The organism is Thermoactinomyces sp. CICC 10521 (genome assembly GCF_016055135.1).
GTDB lineage: Bacteria > Bacillota > Bacilli > Thermoactinomycetales > Thermoactinomycetaceae > Thermoactinomyces_A > Thermoactinomyces_A daqus.
The window spans coordinates 42,420-56,896 of record NZ_JAECVZ010000007.1; the positions used below are offsets into that span (position 1 = coordinate 42,420).

18 protein-coding genes and 1 other annotated feature are annotated in these 14,477 nt (G+C 49.9%); of the genes, 1 reads left to right on the plus strand and 17 read right to left on the minus strand.

Annotation, left to right across the window (positions count from 1 at the left end):
* Positions 1-22 precede the first annotated feature (22 nt).
* The 14 genes from secE to I8U17_RS07045 form a co-directional block, all read right to left on the minus strand.
* Entirely contained in the window at positions 23-250 is a 228-nt protein-coding gene (secE, locus tag I8U17_RS06980) for a preprotein translocase subunit SecE (RefSeq protein WP_052154121.1), read from the minus strand.
* Between the two features lie 42 nt (positions 251-292).
* The gene (gene rpmG / locus I8U17_RS06985; RefSeq protein WP_033100629.1) at positions 293-442 is read right to left on the minus strand and encodes a 50S ribosomal protein L33; all 150 of its coding nucleotides are present in this window, start codon (positions 440-442) and stop codon (positions 293-295) included.
* 133 nt (positions 443-575) lie between these two features.
* A complete protein-coding gene (locus I8U17_RS06990) occupies positions 576-821 on the minus strand; it encodes a hypothetical protein (protein WP_198056014.1) in 246 nt (81 codons plus the stop codon).
* A gap of 162 nt (positions 822-983) precedes the next feature.
* On the minus strand, positions 984-1,637 hold the full coding sequence (gene sigH / locus I8U17_RS06995) for an RNA polymerase sporulation sigma factor SigH (protein ID WP_220184955.1): 654 nt from the start codon (positions 1,635-1,637) through the stop codon (positions 984-986).
* A 94-nt stretch (positions 1,638-1,731) separates the two neighbouring features.
* Positions 1,732-2,253 (minus strand): NYN domain-containing protein, encoded by a 522-nt coding sequence (locus I8U17_RS07000; RefSeq protein WP_033100631.1) that lies wholly within the window; start codon positions 2,251-2,253, stop codon positions 1,732-1,734.
* Positions 2,246-2,986, minus strand: coding sequence for a 23S rRNA (guanosine(2251)-2'-O)-methyltransferase RlmB (gene rlmB / locus I8U17_RS07005; protein ID WP_033100632.1), 741 nt, complete (start codon positions 2,984-2,986; stop codon positions 2,246-2,248). The genes I8U17_RS07000 and rlmB overlap by 8 nt, the downstream gene beginning before the upstream one ends.
* Positions 2,979-3,413 carry a Mini-ribonuclease 3 gene (locus I8U17_RS07010; protein ID WP_232330953.1) on the minus strand — a complete coding sequence of 145 codons (435 nt, stop codon included), beginning with the start codon at positions 3,411-3,413 and terminating at the stop codon, positions 2,979-2,981. The genes rlmB and I8U17_RS07010 overlap by 8 nt, the downstream gene beginning before the upstream one ends.
* On the minus strand, positions 3,410-4,810 hold the full coding sequence (cysS, locus tag I8U17_RS07015) for a cysteine--tRNA ligase (protein ID WP_198056013.1): 1,401 nt from the start codon (positions 4,808-4,810) through the stop codon (positions 3,410-3,412). Before cysS ends, I8U17_RS07010 begins: the two co-directional genes overlap by 4 nt.
* A complete protein-coding gene (gene cysE / locus I8U17_RS07020) occupies positions 4,773-5,513 on the minus strand; it encodes a serine O-acetyltransferase (RefSeq protein WP_081943797.1) in 741 nt (246 codons plus the stop codon). Before cysE ends, cysS begins: the two co-directional genes overlap by 38 nt.
* Positions 5,514-5,568: 55 nt before the next feature.
* Positions 5,569-5,796, minus strand: a binding site (T-box leader).
* Positions 5,797-5,831: 35 nt separating this feature from the next.
* Positions 5,832-7,292: a glutamate--tRNA ligase gene (gene gltX / locus I8U17_RS07025; RefSeq protein WP_198059201.1), complete on the minus strand. Its 1,461-nt coding sequence runs from the start codon at positions 7,290-7,292 to the stop codon at positions 5,832-5,834.
* 31 nt (positions 7,293-7,323) lie between these two features.
* Positions 7,324-7,812 (minus strand): 2-C-methyl-D-erythritol 2,4-cyclodiphosphate synthase, encoded by a 489-nt coding sequence (gene ispF / locus I8U17_RS07030; RefSeq protein ID WP_033100635.1) that lies wholly within the window; start codon positions 7,810-7,812, stop codon positions 7,324-7,326.
* Positions 7,787-8,452: a 2-C-methyl-D-erythritol 4-phosphate cytidylyltransferase gene (gene ispD, locus I8U17_RS07035; RefSeq protein ID WP_198059214.1), complete on the minus strand. Its 666-nt coding sequence runs from the start codon at positions 8,450-8,452 to the stop codon at positions 7,787-7,789. Before ispD ends, ispF begins: the two co-directional genes overlap by 26 nt.
* Before the next feature lie 272 nt (positions 8,453-8,724).
* A complete protein-coding gene (locus I8U17_RS07040; protein WP_033100637.1) occupies positions 8,725-9,819 on the minus strand; it encodes a PIN/TRAM domain-containing protein in 1,095 nt (364 codons plus the stop codon).
* 118 nt (positions 9,820-9,937) lie between these two features.
* Positions 9,938-10,438: a CarD family transcriptional regulator gene (locus tag I8U17_RS07045; protein ID WP_268745617.1), complete on the minus strand. Its 501-nt coding sequence runs from the start codon at positions 10,436-10,438 to the stop codon at positions 9,938-9,940.
* A gap of 240 nt (positions 10,439-10,678) precedes the next feature.
* On the opposite strand from I8U17_RS07045, the gene I8U17_RS07050 reads away from it, so the two are divergent.
* The gene (locus I8U17_RS07050) at positions 10,679-11,074 is read left to right on the plus strand and encodes a nucleoside triphosphate pyrophosphohydrolase family protein (protein ID WP_033100726.1); all 396 of its coding nucleotides are present in this window, start codon (positions 10,679-10,681) and stop codon (positions 11,072-11,074) included.
* A gap of 78 nt (positions 11,075-11,152) precedes the next feature.
* Here the strand turns inward: I8U17_RS07050 and pssA are convergent, their stop codons facing one another.
* From pssA to radA, 3 genes are all read right to left on the minus strand, one after another.
* Positions 11,153-11,863 (minus strand): CDP-diacylglycerol--serine O-phosphatidyltransferase, encoded by a 711-nt coding sequence (gene pssA / locus I8U17_RS07055; RefSeq protein WP_033100639.1) that lies wholly within the window; start codon positions 11,861-11,863, stop codon positions 11,153-11,155.
* A 102-nt stretch (positions 11,864-11,965) separates the two neighbouring features.
* Complete coding sequence (gene disA / locus I8U17_RS07060; protein ID WP_033100640.1) at positions 11,966-13,042, minus strand: DNA integrity scanning diadenylate cyclase DisA; 1,077 nt, start codon at positions 13,040-13,042, stop codon at positions 11,966-11,968.
* 3 nt (positions 13,043-13,045) lie between these two features.
* Positions 13,046-14,416 carry a DNA repair protein RadA gene (radA, locus tag I8U17_RS07065; RefSeq protein WP_033100641.1) on the minus strand — a complete coding sequence of 457 codons (1,371 nt, stop codon included), beginning with the start codon at positions 14,414-14,416 and terminating at the stop codon, positions 13,046-13,048.
* Positions 14,417-14,477: the final 61 nt, after the last annotated feature.

A 14,477-nucleotide genomic window follows, 5' to 3' on the forward strand; every position in this document is an offset into this window, starting at 1 on the left:
CTGTCCCCCCTTAACCTTCCACCTATTTTGTAATCAAGTTCACCAATTGCAAAATACCAGAGTCAATGATAAAGAAGAAGACGGACAATATCACAACCGTCAACAGCACAACGAGTGTGTAATTGACCATTTCCTGGCGCCCCGGCCAACGGACTTTTTTCAGTTCTTGCACGCTGCCGCGGAAAAATCCGGTTGTACCGGATACGCTTCTGCGAATTCCGCGCCCGATATTGCCGAGAAAAGCAGCCATGGCTGTCACCCCCATCTTATCTCAAGCGTCTAAACCCAAAGCTTATTTCGTTTCACGATGAACTTTGTGCGCGTTGCAACGCGGGCAGTATTTACGGAGTTCCAGGCGATCCGGATGTTTCCGTTTGTTTTTGGTCAGCGCGTAGTTACGAGAACGACAATCCGTGCAAGCCAATGTGATGTTAACCCGCATACCGACACCTCCTCTATCCTTATCACCGTACGTGTGAATGATTATAGAAAATACCCAAACTACATTATCACACCGGCTCCCATCCTGTCAATGTAAAAGCCTCGTGATCTCAGTATTGACAAAATCGATCATCTCACAAACCGATGGTTCCTTTTTTGCCATCTGCCGCAAATCCCCCGTCTTTGGCAAACGCAATCCCGGGGCGGACGTTCGAGCAAATCAACAGACTCCTCCGATCAACTTTTGGAGACAAAGAAAGATCAAGGGCACCACTTCCCGGCCGGCAACGGACTTTTACGGCAAAACCGCAATGGGCCGGGCGAAATCCCGCTAGATAAAAAATCGCGTTTATACCCGCTTTTTCGACAAAAAAATCCATCCCGGGTCGAACCGCCGTCAGTGCGTGAATGACGGAGATTTTTTGCTTATTTTTTTTAGTTCGGCAAAAAGGGATATGATGATTTTTGTCGAATTAAACAAAAAACAGGTGGGGGGCACCTGTTTTTGAAGACGGAAACCAACTTTGTCTGTTTTTTGGTGATTAAAGGGAAATCTCACGTACTTCGAGATATCTTTCCAATTTTCTTTTTACCCGTTGCAGGGCATTGTCGATCGATTTGACATGTCGATTTAAGTCGACAGCGATCTCTTGGTACGAACGCCCGTCCAAGTAGAGCATAAGAACTTTTCTTTCCAAATCACTAAGAATTTTCGCTATTTTATCTTCAATATCGTTATACTCTTCCTGGCTGATATAAATCTCTTCTGGGTTTGATAGACTTCCCGGAATCTTGTCCAACAACGTCCGGTCTGTATCGTCGTCGTAAGCAGGCTTGTCCAGTGATACATAAGAGTTTAGCGGAATGTGTTTTTGACGAGTAGCTGTTTTGATTGCAGTGATAATCTGGCGTGTGATACATAACTCGGCAAAGGCCTTAAATGACGCAAGCTTGTCTCCTTTAAAGTCGCGAATCGCTTTAAATAGGCCAATCATTCCCTCCTGTACGATATCTTCGTGATCGGCTCCGATGAGAAAGTAAGACCTGGCTTTTGCTCTGACGAAATTTTTGTACTTATTGATCAAATATTCGAGCGCTTGATGATCTCCTACGCGAACGCCATATACCAGCTCTTCGTCGGCCATTGTCTTGTAATCAACTTCACTGTCAAATACGACGGAATGGCTGGATTGCAAGTTTACACTCACCGCTTTCCCTCCCGACCAAGTGCCTATAAACCCACAGTAACGATATTATATCCGAAATGAAACAAAAACGTCAAATTTTCACCTATTTTTTCCTTCTCCAATTCTCAAGTTTTTGCTTGATTTCCCCATTCAATCGCTCTTCCAAGGTATTTCTTTGTCGTTCATTCTTCTCCTTTCTCAATTTTTCGCTCAAATTCTTTTTGGCCAGCCGGATTTCCTCCAACAGTTCCCGCGAGGAGATCCGGTAAGCTCCCTGACCAAAAACCATGCGCTGTTCCAGGTAATCGGATGTGGCCACATAGATCGACCGATGCGGACTTTTGTATTTTTTTACAAAGCGTTCAATAAACTCATCAGCCGTTTCCTCCCGGCGCGTATAGTAAATCGCTATCTTTTCCTGGTTGGTCTCTACCTGTGCCCCCGGCGTTTGATGCGCATCGAACACCAGAAATACACGGCGGCCGGTCATCGCTTGATATTCGGACAAGTCACGGATTAATTTTCCCCGCTCTTCCTCCAATGAAACGGGATTCCATCGCACTTGCGGATCTGCGCCGATGACATTGTAACCGTCGACAACCAACCATTCTTCACGCCTAACCATTGGTCGTCCGGCCGCGCAACACTTCATACATAAAAATTCCCGCCGCCACCGATGCGTTGAGAGAGGTCACCTTTCCCTTCATGGGCAGTCTGGCAAGAAAATCGCATTTTTCCTTGAGAAGACGACTCATTCCTTGCCCTTCGCTCCCGATGACAACAGCGACCGGTCCTTTATAATCCACTTCCGTATAGAGCGTTTCCGCTGCCCCGTCGCTTCCGACCAGCCAAACGCCACGTTCTTTCAATTCATCCGCCAAGCGGTTCAAGTTGGTTACCCGGGCGACCGGAACATATTCAATCGCTCCGGCGGACGTTTTGGCGACAACCGAGGTCAGCCCTGCCGCTCTCCGTTTCGGGATGATCACGCCATGCACCCCCGCCGCATCGGCAGAACGCAAAATCGATCCCAGATTGTGCGGATCTTCAATGCCGTCAAGCAGGACAAAAAACGGCGGTTCCCCTCTTTCTTCAGCACGGCGGAACAAATCATCCACGGTCGCATAGTTGTAAGCAGCGACCTGCGCCAACACGCCCTGATGGTTATTCCCTTCCGCCAACTGATCCAAACGGGCACGCGGAACCCACTGGACGGGGATCTTTTTCTCCCTGGCCTTGCGCAGGATTTCCTGGATGCTGTTTTTGTTGATTCCCTCTGCCAGCAAAATTTTCTCAATCTCTCTTCCCGACCTCAGTGCTTCAAGGACTGTATGTCTGCCAAAAGCCCAATCACTCATCTGAATCCGTCTCCTTTTCCACTGTTGCAATGGCTTTCTGCATTAATTGGCTTAACCGTTCTTCGTCTCCCCGGCAGTATAAATAGCCGACCAAAGCTTCCAGGCCCGTACTCATCCGGTAATCCGTCACCTTTGCTTTTTTGGGGACGCTGCCTGACTTGGCATTGCGCCCCCGCTTGAGGATCTCCCGTTCTTCGTCCGCCAGTTCCCCTTCCAACTCACGGTAAATTTTTGCCTGGGCACCGGCGGAAACATAGCGCGTCGCCTCTTTTTGCAAATCGTGGGGCCGGCTCACTCCGCGGGCGACCAAGTGGGAACGGATGAAAACTTCATACACGGCATCGCCGAGATAAGCGAGCAGTAGAGGATTCAACTCTTCCGGAGCCTTTCCGATACTCTCCATCATGCCCAAAAGGGAGTGCTTCATTTCCGTTTCCACCTTACCCCTTGCGGAGTATCCTCGACGATGATCCCCATTCCCAAAAGCTGGTCGCGGATCGCGTCGGCCCGGGCAAAATCCCGCTGTTTCCGTGCTTCCTGCCTCTGTGCGATCAGCGCTTCAATCTCTTCGTCCAGATTAACTTCCGCTTCCGTCGCCACGAGTCCCAGGATTTCCTGTCCATAGGTTTTAAACCAGGAAAGAAGGGCTTCCGTCTCTTCTTTGGAGACAACGGGTCTGGCAATCCACTCATTGGACAGCTTTACCGCTTCAAACAGCACGCTGATCGCATTGGCCGTGTTGAAATCATCGTTCATCGCCGCTTCAAATTCTTTTTTATAGCGATCCAGGCTGGCCGCGAGGTCGGGAGAAATCTCTCCTTCAAGAGCCGTTTCCGCCCGGTGCTTCAGATTGTCCACCGCTGTCTGCAATCGTTCAATGCTGGATTCTGCCTGTTTCATAACCTCCTCGTTGAAGGAAATGGGATGGCGGTACTGCACGGACAAGAGGAAGTAACGCAACACTGCCGGATCATATTCCCGGCGCAACTCGACGACGCGTTTCACATTTCCCAGCGATTTGGACATCTTCTCGTTGCCCATGTTCATAAATCCGTTATGGAGCCAGTACCGGGCAAACGGTTTTCCCGTCCACGCCTCGCTCTGGGCAATCTCGTTTTCGTGGTGCGGAAAGCACAAGTCCGCTCCGCCGGCATGGATATCCAAGGTGTCACCCAGATATTTGCGGGCCATCACGGAGCATTCGATATGCCATCCCGGACGCCCTGGCCCCCAAGGGGTATCCCAGCTGATCTCACCGGGTTTCGCCGCCTTCCACAGCGCAAAATCCAAGGGGTTTTCCTTCTCTTCATTTACTTCGATCCGCGCTCCCGATTTCAGTTCATCGAGCGATTGGTGCGACAGCTTTCCGTACCCCTCTTTCTTCAGGGTGCGAAAGTAAACATCTCCGTCTTTTACATAGGCGTAACCTTTGTCGATCAACACGCTGATCGCCTCAATCATTTCATCGATATGGCGGGTTGCGCGGGGATGAACATCGGCCCGTTCCACACCGAGCGCGTCCATATCCTCAAAATAGGCCTTGATATAGCGCTCGGCAATTTCCGGCACCGATTGTCCGGTTTCCTTGGACGCTCCAATCAGGCGATCATCCACGTCCGTAAAGTTTTGCACATAGGTGACGCGATAGCCGAGATAGCGCAAATATCGGCGCACAACGTCAAAAAAGACGAACACGCGGGCGTTGCCGATATGGATGTAGTTATACACAGTCGGTCCGCATACATACATGCGCACTTCGCCTTCGTGAACAGTTTTCAGCTCTTCCTTACTTCTCGTCAATGTATTGTAAAGCCGGACGGTCATTGTTTGTCGTTCCTCCTTGCTTTTCTTCCGTCTCTTTCAGCTTTCTCTTCAGTTCCGCCACTTCTTTTTTCAATTCACTGATCTCATTGGACAGCGAGCGGCAAATTTCCGCAACTGGGTCGGGCAAATTGCAATGATCCAGATCATTATTCACCCGGATGCCATCTTGAATCACAACGCGCCCCGGCACTCCGACCACTGTGGAGTTCGGGGGGACTTCACGCAAAACAACCGATCCTGCACCGATTTTGGCAAAACGGCCGACCCGAATCGAGCCCAGCACTTTCGCCCCGGCGGCGATCAACACGTGATCCTCGATCGTTGGATGGCGTTTGCCTTTTTCCTTCCCGGTCCCCCCCAGGGTAACGCCCTGGTAAATGGTTACATAATCCCCGATTTCACACGTTTCTCCGATGACAACCCCCATCCCGTGGTCAATGAAAACGCCCCGGCCGATCTTCGCTCCCGGGTGAATTTCAATCCCCGTAAAAAAGCGGCTCAGTTGGGAGATAATCCTTGCAATCAGGAGCAGGCGCCTCTTGAAAAACCAGTGGGCAATCCGGTGTGACCAAAGCGCATGCAATCCTGAGTAGGTCAAAATCACTTCCAATGCGCTCCTCGCCGCAGGATCCCGGTCAAATACCGCCTGAATATCAGCTTGCAACGTTTTGCGCAGTTCTCTTAAACCTTTGAAAAAAGCCATCTTGTTCCCCCTCCCCATTTGAACCAAAATAAAACGCCTCTGCAGCAGATTTTGCTGCAGAGACGGCGAAAACCGCGGTTCCACTCTGCTTGAATTCAAGAGAGAATTCCACTTTTACCCATAACGGCGGGTTAAACCGGACTTCCCCTACTCTGAACTGCGGTTCATTTCAGGGGTCAGCTCTTGGGGGCATTCGGGAACCGGCGAAGGGAACTTTTCACCAACCAGTTCCTCTCTGGGACATTCGCCGCAGGTTCCCTACTCTCCCAATCATCGCTTTGACGAACAGGGATGTTGTTTTCTATTTTCGCGAACGGTTCAGCCCTTGTCAATGACCGAACGCAGCCGGTTTACGACGCTTTCTTTTCCGATCAGGGCCAGGGTCTCACGCAAATCAGGGCCGTGATCCTGCCCGGTCACTGCGACGCGAATCGGCATGAACAAACGTTTTCCTTTATAGCCTGTTTCTTTCTGTATTTCTTTAAACATCGTTTTGATGGTTTCAGGCTCAAAACGGTCAGCTTCCTGCACTTTTTGCAAAAATGCCCCGAGCACTGCCGGCACATGCTCTTCGCGCAGCACTTCTGCGGCCGAATCCCCGTAGGTTACTTCGTCTTGGAAGAACAGATCCGTCAGCTCAACAATTTGCGCCACATACTCCAGTTGCTCCTGATAAAGGGAAACCAGACGGGTCACCCACTCCTCCTGTTCCGGAGAGAGCGGTGTTGTCACCCGTCCGGCCTTTTCCAGATAAGGAATCGCCAGCCGGGTGATGCGCTCAAGCGGTGCCTGCTTAATATATTGGCCGTTCATCCATTTCAATTTGCCCGTATCGAAAATGGCAGGGGCCTTGGAAACGCGACTCAGGGAAAAAGCCTGAATCAATTCGTCTTTGGAGAAGATCTCTTCCTCTCCTTCAGGCGACCAGCCCAACAGGGCGATAAAGTTGATAATTGCTTCCGGCAGGTAACCCAGTTCCTTGTATTGATCAATAAACTGGATGATCGTTTCATCGCGCTTGCTCATCTTTTTGCCTTCCGCATTCAAAATCAGCGGAATATGCGCAAACTGCGGAACCTCAAAGCCGAGCGCTTCATAGATCAAAATCTGTTTCGGCGTGTTGGACAGGTGCTCTTCCCCACGGATCACGTGGGTGATCTTCATCAATGCATCGTCGACGACAACGGCAAAGTTGTAAGTCGGGCGCCCGTCCGGACGACGAATCACAAAATCACCGATCCCGTCGGATTCAAACCTGACCGTACCGCGGATCTCATCGTCAAAAATGATCGTTTTCCCTTCCGGAACGCGGAACCGAACGCTGGGAACCCTCCCTTCCTCTTCAAACCGCGCCCGCTCTTCCGGAGTAAGATCGCGATCCCAACCGCTGTATTTCGGGGTCTCTCCACGGGCCAACTGCTCTTCCCGCTCTTTTTCGATCTCTTCCGGAGTCGCATAGCTTAAGTATGCTTTTCCCTCCGAAAGCAACTGGTCAATATAACGATTATAAATATCGGTTCGTTCCATGCAACGGTAAGGGGCGTAAGGACCGCCCACATCAACCGATTCATCCCATTCAATTCCAAGCCATTTCAGCATGGCCATCTGTTTTTCATCCGCTCCGGGAACATTCCGCTCCGTGTCGGTATCCTCGATCCGGACAATAAAATCGCCGCCGTTCTTCTTGGCATGCAAATAGCTAAACAGCGCCGTCCGCGCACCGCCAATATGCAAATGGCCGGTCGGACTCGGTGCATATCTTGTGCGAACTCTAGCCATTCCCCTACTACTCCTTTTGCTTAAGATCAGTTTATGCGTTGCAGCCGGTTTTGACTAAACAAACGACAGCCATTGCGGCAATCCCTTCTCCCCGGCCGGTAAATCCTAGTTTTTCCGTTGTGGTTGCTTTCACATTGACATCGGTTTGCTCCGCTTCGAGCAATTGCGCGATCCGCTCGCGCATCTCCGGTATGTACGGCGCCATCTTCGGCTTTTGAGCGATAATGGTCGCATCGACATTCCCCAGTCTGTATCCCCGTTCTTTCACCAGCTCCCAGACATGCGACAGCAATTTTGCACTGTCGGCATCCTTAAAAGCGGGATCCGTATCAGGGAAATGCTTTCCAATATCCCCCAAAGCCAACGCGCCCAAGACAGCATCGGTGATGGCGTGCAGAAGGACGTCAGCATCCGAGTGCCCCAGTAAACCTTTTTCATACGGAATCGTTACACCGCCAATCACGCAGGGGCGATTTTCCGCCAACTGATGCACATCAAATCCTTGACCTATGCGAATCATGTTTTTTTCCCCTCATCTGGTAAATCGCTTCCGCCAAAATCAAATCGTCGGGAGTGGTCAGTTTGATGTTCGTATACTCACCGGCAACCACTTTTACCTCGATCCCCAGTGCTTCCATCAACATGGAATCATCAGTGACGAGCAGGTTTCTCTCCTGTCCGAGCTCATGGGCCCGCAGCAGATGCTCCCGGCGAAATGCCTGTGGTGTTTGCACAGCCCACAAGCGCCTGCGGTCGGGCGTTTGCTCAACCGTGCAGTTTTCATTGACCACTTTGATTGTATCCTTGACAGGAACGGCCAAGATAGCCGCATGATGCTGATAAACCTCCGCCAGCAGGCGGGAAATCGTTTCCTGACTCACAAACGGACGCACAGCATCATGGACGAGAACCCATTCACTCGTCAAACGTTTCAACCCTTCATAAACACTGTGCTGCCGTTCCTCTCCGCCGACGACGACATCGGCCACCTTGGTCATCCCGTCTTGTTTGATCCATTTCTTGATCCGTTCTATTTCAGCCTCTTTGCTTGCGATGACGATTTCATCAATTTCCGGATGCGTTTCAAAAATGCGAAGTGTGTGAAGCAGCACCGGCTTTTCATGAAACAGCAGGAACTGTTTGCTCTCCCTGGTGCCCATTCTCTTCCCTTGTCCCGCCGCCGGAATGACTACTCCAACGCTCAAGAGTCGATCTCCTTTCAGATCCAAGCCTGTCGGAAGAATAGCGGAAGAGATTCTGCGTCCGGGCCCTTGCCGCCTCCCAAGAAAGCGGACAAAAACCGCCGGATTAAAAAAATCCCATCCACATCCCGCATTGGTTTAATCAATATCCTTGTTTCAGACAAAACAATGCCCGTCTCGGTTTAGAATAAACCAACCACGGGCGTTAAGGCAATGTTTTTCTGTTATTTTTACAAGGCGCGCTCCAATAGCTTGGGCTTTGCGAAGATCATGCGTCCGGCCGAGGTCTGAAGCACACTGGTGACCAATACATCAATCTGATCCCCGATGTACTCCCGCCCGCCCTCAATTACGATCATCGTCCCGTCATCGAGATAGGCCACACCCTGGCCGTGCTCTTTTCCGTCTTTGATCACTTGCACATTGATCTCTTCGCCCGGCAGAACAACCGGTTTGACGGCATTGGCCAAATCATTGATGTTCAGAACACTTACCCCTTGAAGTTCGCAAACTTTGTTCAAGTTGAAGTCATTTGTCACCACTTTGCCGGACAGCACTTTGGCCAGCTTCACCAGCTTGCTGTCCACTTCCTGCACTTCTTCAAAATCGCCTTCGTAAATCAGGACTTTGATATTCAACTCTTTTTGAATCTTGTTGAGAATATCCAATCCACGGCGGCCGCGGTTCCGCTTCAATACATCGGAAGAATCGGCAATATGTTGAAGCTCTTCCAATACAAAGCTGGGGATCACCAGCGTCCCTTCCAGAAAACCGGTGCGGCAAATGTCAGCAATTCTCCCGTCGATAATTACGCTGGTATCGAGAATCTTATGCTCGGAGAAATGCTTTTCTTCCTTTTTGTTTTTGCTCTCCCGATTCTGGCGGCCCAGCTTAAAAATGGAAATAAGTTCATCGCGTTTTTTATACCCCACTCTGAATCCAAGATATCCGAACAAACCGGAAAAGATAAAAGGCAAGACGCGATTAACCCCGGGTATGGGCAGTTGCGTTAAGGGCTGTTGGATCAGAAAGGCGATCACCAAACCGAAGATCAAGCCCAAAAGACCAAATAACCCGTCGACCGCCGGAATTTTCATCAAACGTTCTTCGCTCCAACGAATCCACTTGACCACATTGTTCGATATCCAAAAGGTGGCCACAAACATGACCAGCGCACCAAGCGTAGCACCGATATAATGCGGAGCCGGCACTTCGCCAAAATTCAGAGGAGATCGTTGAAGCACCCCGAAAAACTGCGGTCCGAAATAGAATCCGGCGGATGCTCCGATCAAGGTAAAAGCCAATTGTACAAAGCGTTTCAGCACGGGGCTTCACCTCCTCCCTTCCTTCTGCTATTACTCATTATAGACATTCTTCCAAAATGAAAACCTCTAAGTGCTCATTTTCTTATGTCCTTTTTGTAACAACGATAAAAACAAAGAATCAGTTCTGTTGCGATGATGATAAAATACCGTCAATTAACTTAAATGCTGCAGCTTCATCCAAATCCCTGGCCAACGCCAGCTCGCTGATTAAAATCTGTTTCGCATTCTCCAACATTTTTCGTTCCCCCGTGGAGAGGCCTTTTTCCTCGTCCCTCACCATCAGGGACCGCACGACATCAGCCACCTCGTAGATGTCACCGCTTCTCATTTTGTCCAAATTGGCCCGGTAGCGACGGTTCCAGTTCAATGTATCTTTGATGTCCCGTTTCTTCATTCGTTCTAAAACTTTATCCACGGTCGAATGGTCAACGACTTCCCTGAGTCCGATGTTTTCGACATTGTTGAGCGGAACCATCACTTTCATATCACCAATCGGCATCCTCATGACATAGTACTTTTGCCGCTCACCCAGGATCTCTTTCTCCTCGATCGCTTCGATGATGCCAGCACCATGCATAGGATAGACCACTTTGTCGCCAATGTTGAACAAAACGTCCACCTCCAGAGGGCAATGTCTATTTCCAAGATATCACAAAACTTAAACTCAGTCAATAAAATAAAAATCATTATCTTAGCATATCTGCATTTACTACGTCAATAACTTTTTTCATGAAAAAGACCTAAACTATTTAGTCAAAAAATTGACACTTATGGAGGCCGCTTTATATAATGAAAGTGATCTATGTTCCATCTGTACGGCAGCGGGCATGTTTGCGAAAATCAAAAAGGGGTGAAAGGCATGGGTGAAGATAACCTTCATTCCTTTCAAAAACTAGTTTCTGAGCTTTTGCTGCGCCATCGGAGTTTTTTAGATGTTGTCAGCAAGTTTCAGGAATCCAATTCCCGCGTTAATCGCGCACTCATGAAAGCGGTTACAGAATGCGGGTGCCTCCATGTGGAAGCCGGACGGCAGAACTTTCCCAAGGAACGGTCGGTTCACGAGTGGAAAGATCACTTGAAAACCCATCTGTCCGGCCGGTTATGTGACCATTGCCTCGAAATTGTCAAGGCGGAAATGGGCAAAAACCTTTTTTACCTTACGGCTCTTTGCAATCTGCTGAACATCCCGCTCACCGATGTGGTCAAACAGGAATCCGATCAATTGTCAACATTGGGAGTTTTTAACCTCCGATAAGAAAATATAAATCCGTTCACGGAAAACAAAGTGCCTTAAAAGCAAAACAACCCCGGATTCCAGGGTTGTTTTGCACCGTTATTTCAGGTCTTCCACCGGTTCTTCATTTTCTTCCTTCCGCTTGCGTTCAAGCCCTTTCTTCACCCCGTACAGAGCGTAAAGGGCCAGCGGAATAAAAATCACCTTGGGCAATTCATAAGGATATTTCAGCGCGGAGACGGCAACGGCCAGCAGAAACAACGGAGCAATCCAGATCATCGACCTGGGAATGGCCACTTTTTTAAACGCCGGGTATTTAATCTGGCTCACCATCAGGAAAGAGAGGAAGAGCATGGCAGCCATCCATACATAAACGTTGTGCACATACACGTTATATAAGGCCATCGTCGCCAGAATCCCTCCGGCCGCGGTGATCGGCAAGCCGATAAAATACCCCGGCTCACCGGGATGCACGTTGAACCTGGCCAGCCTCAGCGCACCGCAAATCGGGAAAATGGCCGTGACAAGCCAACCTTCAGGGCCGGTGTATTTAAATGTGGAAACATACATAATGATTGCGGGAGCGACACCAAAGGAAATAACATCAGATAACGAATCCAGTTCCTTTCCAAACTCACTCTGGGTGTTTAACATCCGTGCCACCCGTCCGTCCAAACCGTCGAGCAACATCCCGATGATGACCATGATCGCGGCATATTTCCAGGAGTCATGAACAGCCAATAAAATCGAAATGATTCCTAAAAACAAGTTCCCAACCGTAAAACAACTGGGCAACGCTTTCGCAAACATAAGGGAACCTCCTAAATAATTAATACCTGGTAAAGGTGGCGAAAAGCGCCCTACTCGTAACATTTTCTCTCAATTTTCTGTAATGGTTTCATTCTAGGTTATTTAGATATGTCTGTCAATAAACACCTGTTCCTGGATCCTCTTTAACCCCTCTTTAATCGTTCTCGCCCGAACATCGCCGATTCCCTCAACATCATCCAATTCCTCAATCGTCGCCATCATAATGCGCGACAGTGTTTCAAAACGGGCAACCAGCTTGTGAATTACATTGGAGGGCAAACGGGGAATTTTGTGCAAAATGCGGTATCCCCTGGGCAAAACCGATTCTTCCTGAATGTTGATATGGGTCGGGTAACCGAGAATCCGCACCAGGTGACCGTGTTCCAGCAAGTCATCAGCGGACAGCTTTTTCAGTTCCTTAAAGACGATCTGCGGGTTCATCTCCGGATCGACGCAATAATCTTTGATCAGCAATTCGGCTTCTTCCTCCACATCGGCGACCAACTCCTCCAGCTGCATGCTGATCAGTCGCCCTTCCGTCCCCAATTCATGGATATAAGTCTCGATCTCCCGTTTGATCCGAAGCACCATTTCCACCCGTTGCAACACCAACGCCACTTCGCTCAAGGTCACCAACTCTTCAAACTCCAAGGCCGTCAGGTTGGTCGTTGTCTGATCGAGAACGGATTTATATTTTTCAAGCGTCTGAATGGCCTGGTTCGCTTTGGTCAAGATCACGCCGATGTCCTTCAGGGCATAGCGGAAGTTTCCTTTATAAAGCGTAATGATGTTTCTTCGTTGCGAGATGGAAACGACCAATTTTCCCGTCTGCTTGGCCGTCCGTTGCGCAGTCCGGTGCCGAATCCCCGTCTCGGTGGATGGTATGGAAGATTGGGGGACTAGCTGGGCGTTGGCGTATAATATTTTTTTCCCGTCATTGCTCAAGATAATCGCGCCGTCCATTTTTGCCAATTCATACAAGTGAGCAGGCGTAAACGGGCAATCGATGTGAAATCCGCCGTCCACGATTTCCCGAACACTTTCATCATAGCCCATCACGATCAGGGCTCCCGTCTTTGCTCCCAGCACATTGTCAAGCCCTTCCCTGAGAGCTGTTCCCGGTGCAATCAGGCGAAGAATTTCGCTGCTCACCTTTTCTCTGCGTTCTTCTTCCTTCACACATTACCCCCCCAACGCCACTTTTAAAGCTTCATCCAATGTTTGTACCCCAATCAGTTCCACCCCGCTTGGCGGAGTCCACCCGCGGCAGTTTTTCTCCGGAATCACGACCCTCCGGAAGCCCATGTTGTGCGCTTCAGCCACGCGCTGTTCAATTCTGGAAACTCCCCGTACCTCCCCTGTCAATCCCACTTCGCCGACAAACAGGTCGAAAGGGGAGACGGGGCGATCGCGAAAACTGGAAGCCAGGCTGACTGCGATACTCAAATCGACAGCGGGCTCATCTAATCTTACCCCGCCGACAACATTAATATAAGCATCTTGGTTTTGTAAAAAGAACCCCAATCTCTTCTCAAGGACCGCCATTATCATTGCGACCCGGTGATGATCAACCCCTGTTGCCATGCGTTTGGGGGTTGCGAAGCTCGTCGGAGTGACCAATGCTTGCAATTCAACAAGCACAGGCCGTGTTCCTTCCATGCTGGCCGTCACCGCGGTCCCGGGGGCTCCGAGCGGCCGGCCCGACAAAAAGATTTCAGAAGGATTTTCCACTTCAACCAGCCCGATATCCTTCATCTCAAACACGCCGATTTCATTGGTGGAACCAAAACGGTTTTTCACCGCACGCAAAACGCGATACGTATGATGCCGTTCACCTTCAAAATACAAAACGCAATCCACCATATGTTCAAGCATGCGCGGACCGGCAATCGCCCCGGCTTTGGTTACATGGCCGACAATGGTGATCGCAATGTTTTTCTCTTTCGCCCATCTCATCAGAATTCCTGTACATTCGCGCACCTGTGAAACACTGCCCGGCGCGGAAGTGACTTCCGGATGAAACATCGTCTGAATGGAATCGATGACCATAAGCCTTGGTTTTGCTTCTTCCATTAATATTTCCACCGCGGTTAAATCCGTTTCCGAGGCGACGAGCAGATTATCGGAAAGAGCGCCCAGACGATCGGCGCGCAAACGGATTTGTTCTGTCGATTCTTCTCCTGATACATATAAGATGGGCAAGCCTCGCCTTGCCAATTCATTGGTCGCCTGCAACAGGAGGGTCGATTTGCCGATACCGGGATCGCCTCCAACCAAAATAAAAGAACCCGGAACCAATCCGCCGCCCAATACGCGGTTCAACTCCCGAATCCCCGTATCCGCGCGAGGCTGATCCAGCTTCTCCACCTGAGTGATCGGTGTGGCTTTTTCCTGTTTTCCCCTCTGGATCGACGTTCCCGGAACCCGCCGGGAAGAAGGCTCTCTTTCTTCCACCATGGTGTTCCAGGCACCGCAGCCGGGACAACGTCCCATCCATTTGGGTGTCTCGTATCCACATTCCTGACAGACAAATTTGCTTTTGTTCTTGGCCATCGTCTTTTCCCCTACTTCACTCCGCGTTCATCTATGTTTTTTCAGTCACTAAACAAAAATT

Coding starts and splice junctions, on each gene's coding strand:
- pssA (WP_033100639.1), bottom strand. CDS start 11,863: ATGTTTGCGAAAGCGTTGCCCAGTTGTTTTACGGTTGGGAACTTGTTT.
- cysE (WP_081943797.1), bottom strand. CDS start 5,513: ATGGCTTTTTTCAAAGGTTTAAGAGAACTGCGCAAAACGTTGCAAGCT.
- rpmG (WP_033100629.1), bottom strand. CDS start 442: ATGCGGGTTAACATCACATTGGCTTGCACGGATTGTCGTTCTCGTAAC.
- cysS (WP_198056013.1), bottom strand. CDS start 4,810: ATGACCGTCCGGCTTTACAATACATTGACGAGAAGTAAGGAAGAGCTG.
- I8U17_RS07010 (WP_232330953.1), bottom strand. CDS start 3,413: ATGAAGCACTCCCTTTTGGGCATGATGGAGAGTATCGGAAAGGCTCCG.
- I8U17_RS07000 (WP_033100631.1), bottom strand. CDS start 2,253: ATGGTTAGGCGTGAAGAATGGTTGGTTGTCGACGGTTACAATGTCATC.
- radA (WP_033100641.1), bottom strand. CDS start 14,416: ATGGCCAAGAACAAAAGCAAATTTGTCTGTCAGGAATGTGGATACGAG.
- gltX (WP_198059201.1), bottom strand. CDS start 7,292: ATGGCTAGAGTTCGCACAAGATATGCACCGAGTCCGACCGGCCATTTG.
- I8U17_RS06990 (WP_198056014.1), bottom strand. CDS start 821: ATGGATTTTTTTGTCGAAAAAGCGGGTATAAACGCGATTTTTTATCTA.
- ispD (WP_198059214.1), bottom strand. CDS start 8,452: ATGGGCACCAGGGAGAGCAAACAGTTCCTGCTGTTTCATGAAAAGCCG.
- secE (WP_052154121.1), bottom strand. CDS start 250: ATGGCTGCTTTTCTCGGCAATATCGGGCGCGGAATTCGCAGAAGCGTA.
- I8U17_RS07050 (WP_033100726.1), top strand. CDS start 10,679: ATGGGTGAAGATAACCTTCATTCCTTTCAAAAACTAGTTTCTGAGCTT.
- ispF (WP_033100635.1), bottom strand. CDS start 7,812: ATGATTCGCATAGGTCAAGGATTTGATGTGCATCAGTTGGCGGAAAAT.
- rlmB (WP_033100632.1), bottom strand. CDS start 2,986: ATGAGTGATTGGGCTTTTGGCAGACATACAGTCCTTGAAGCACTGAGG.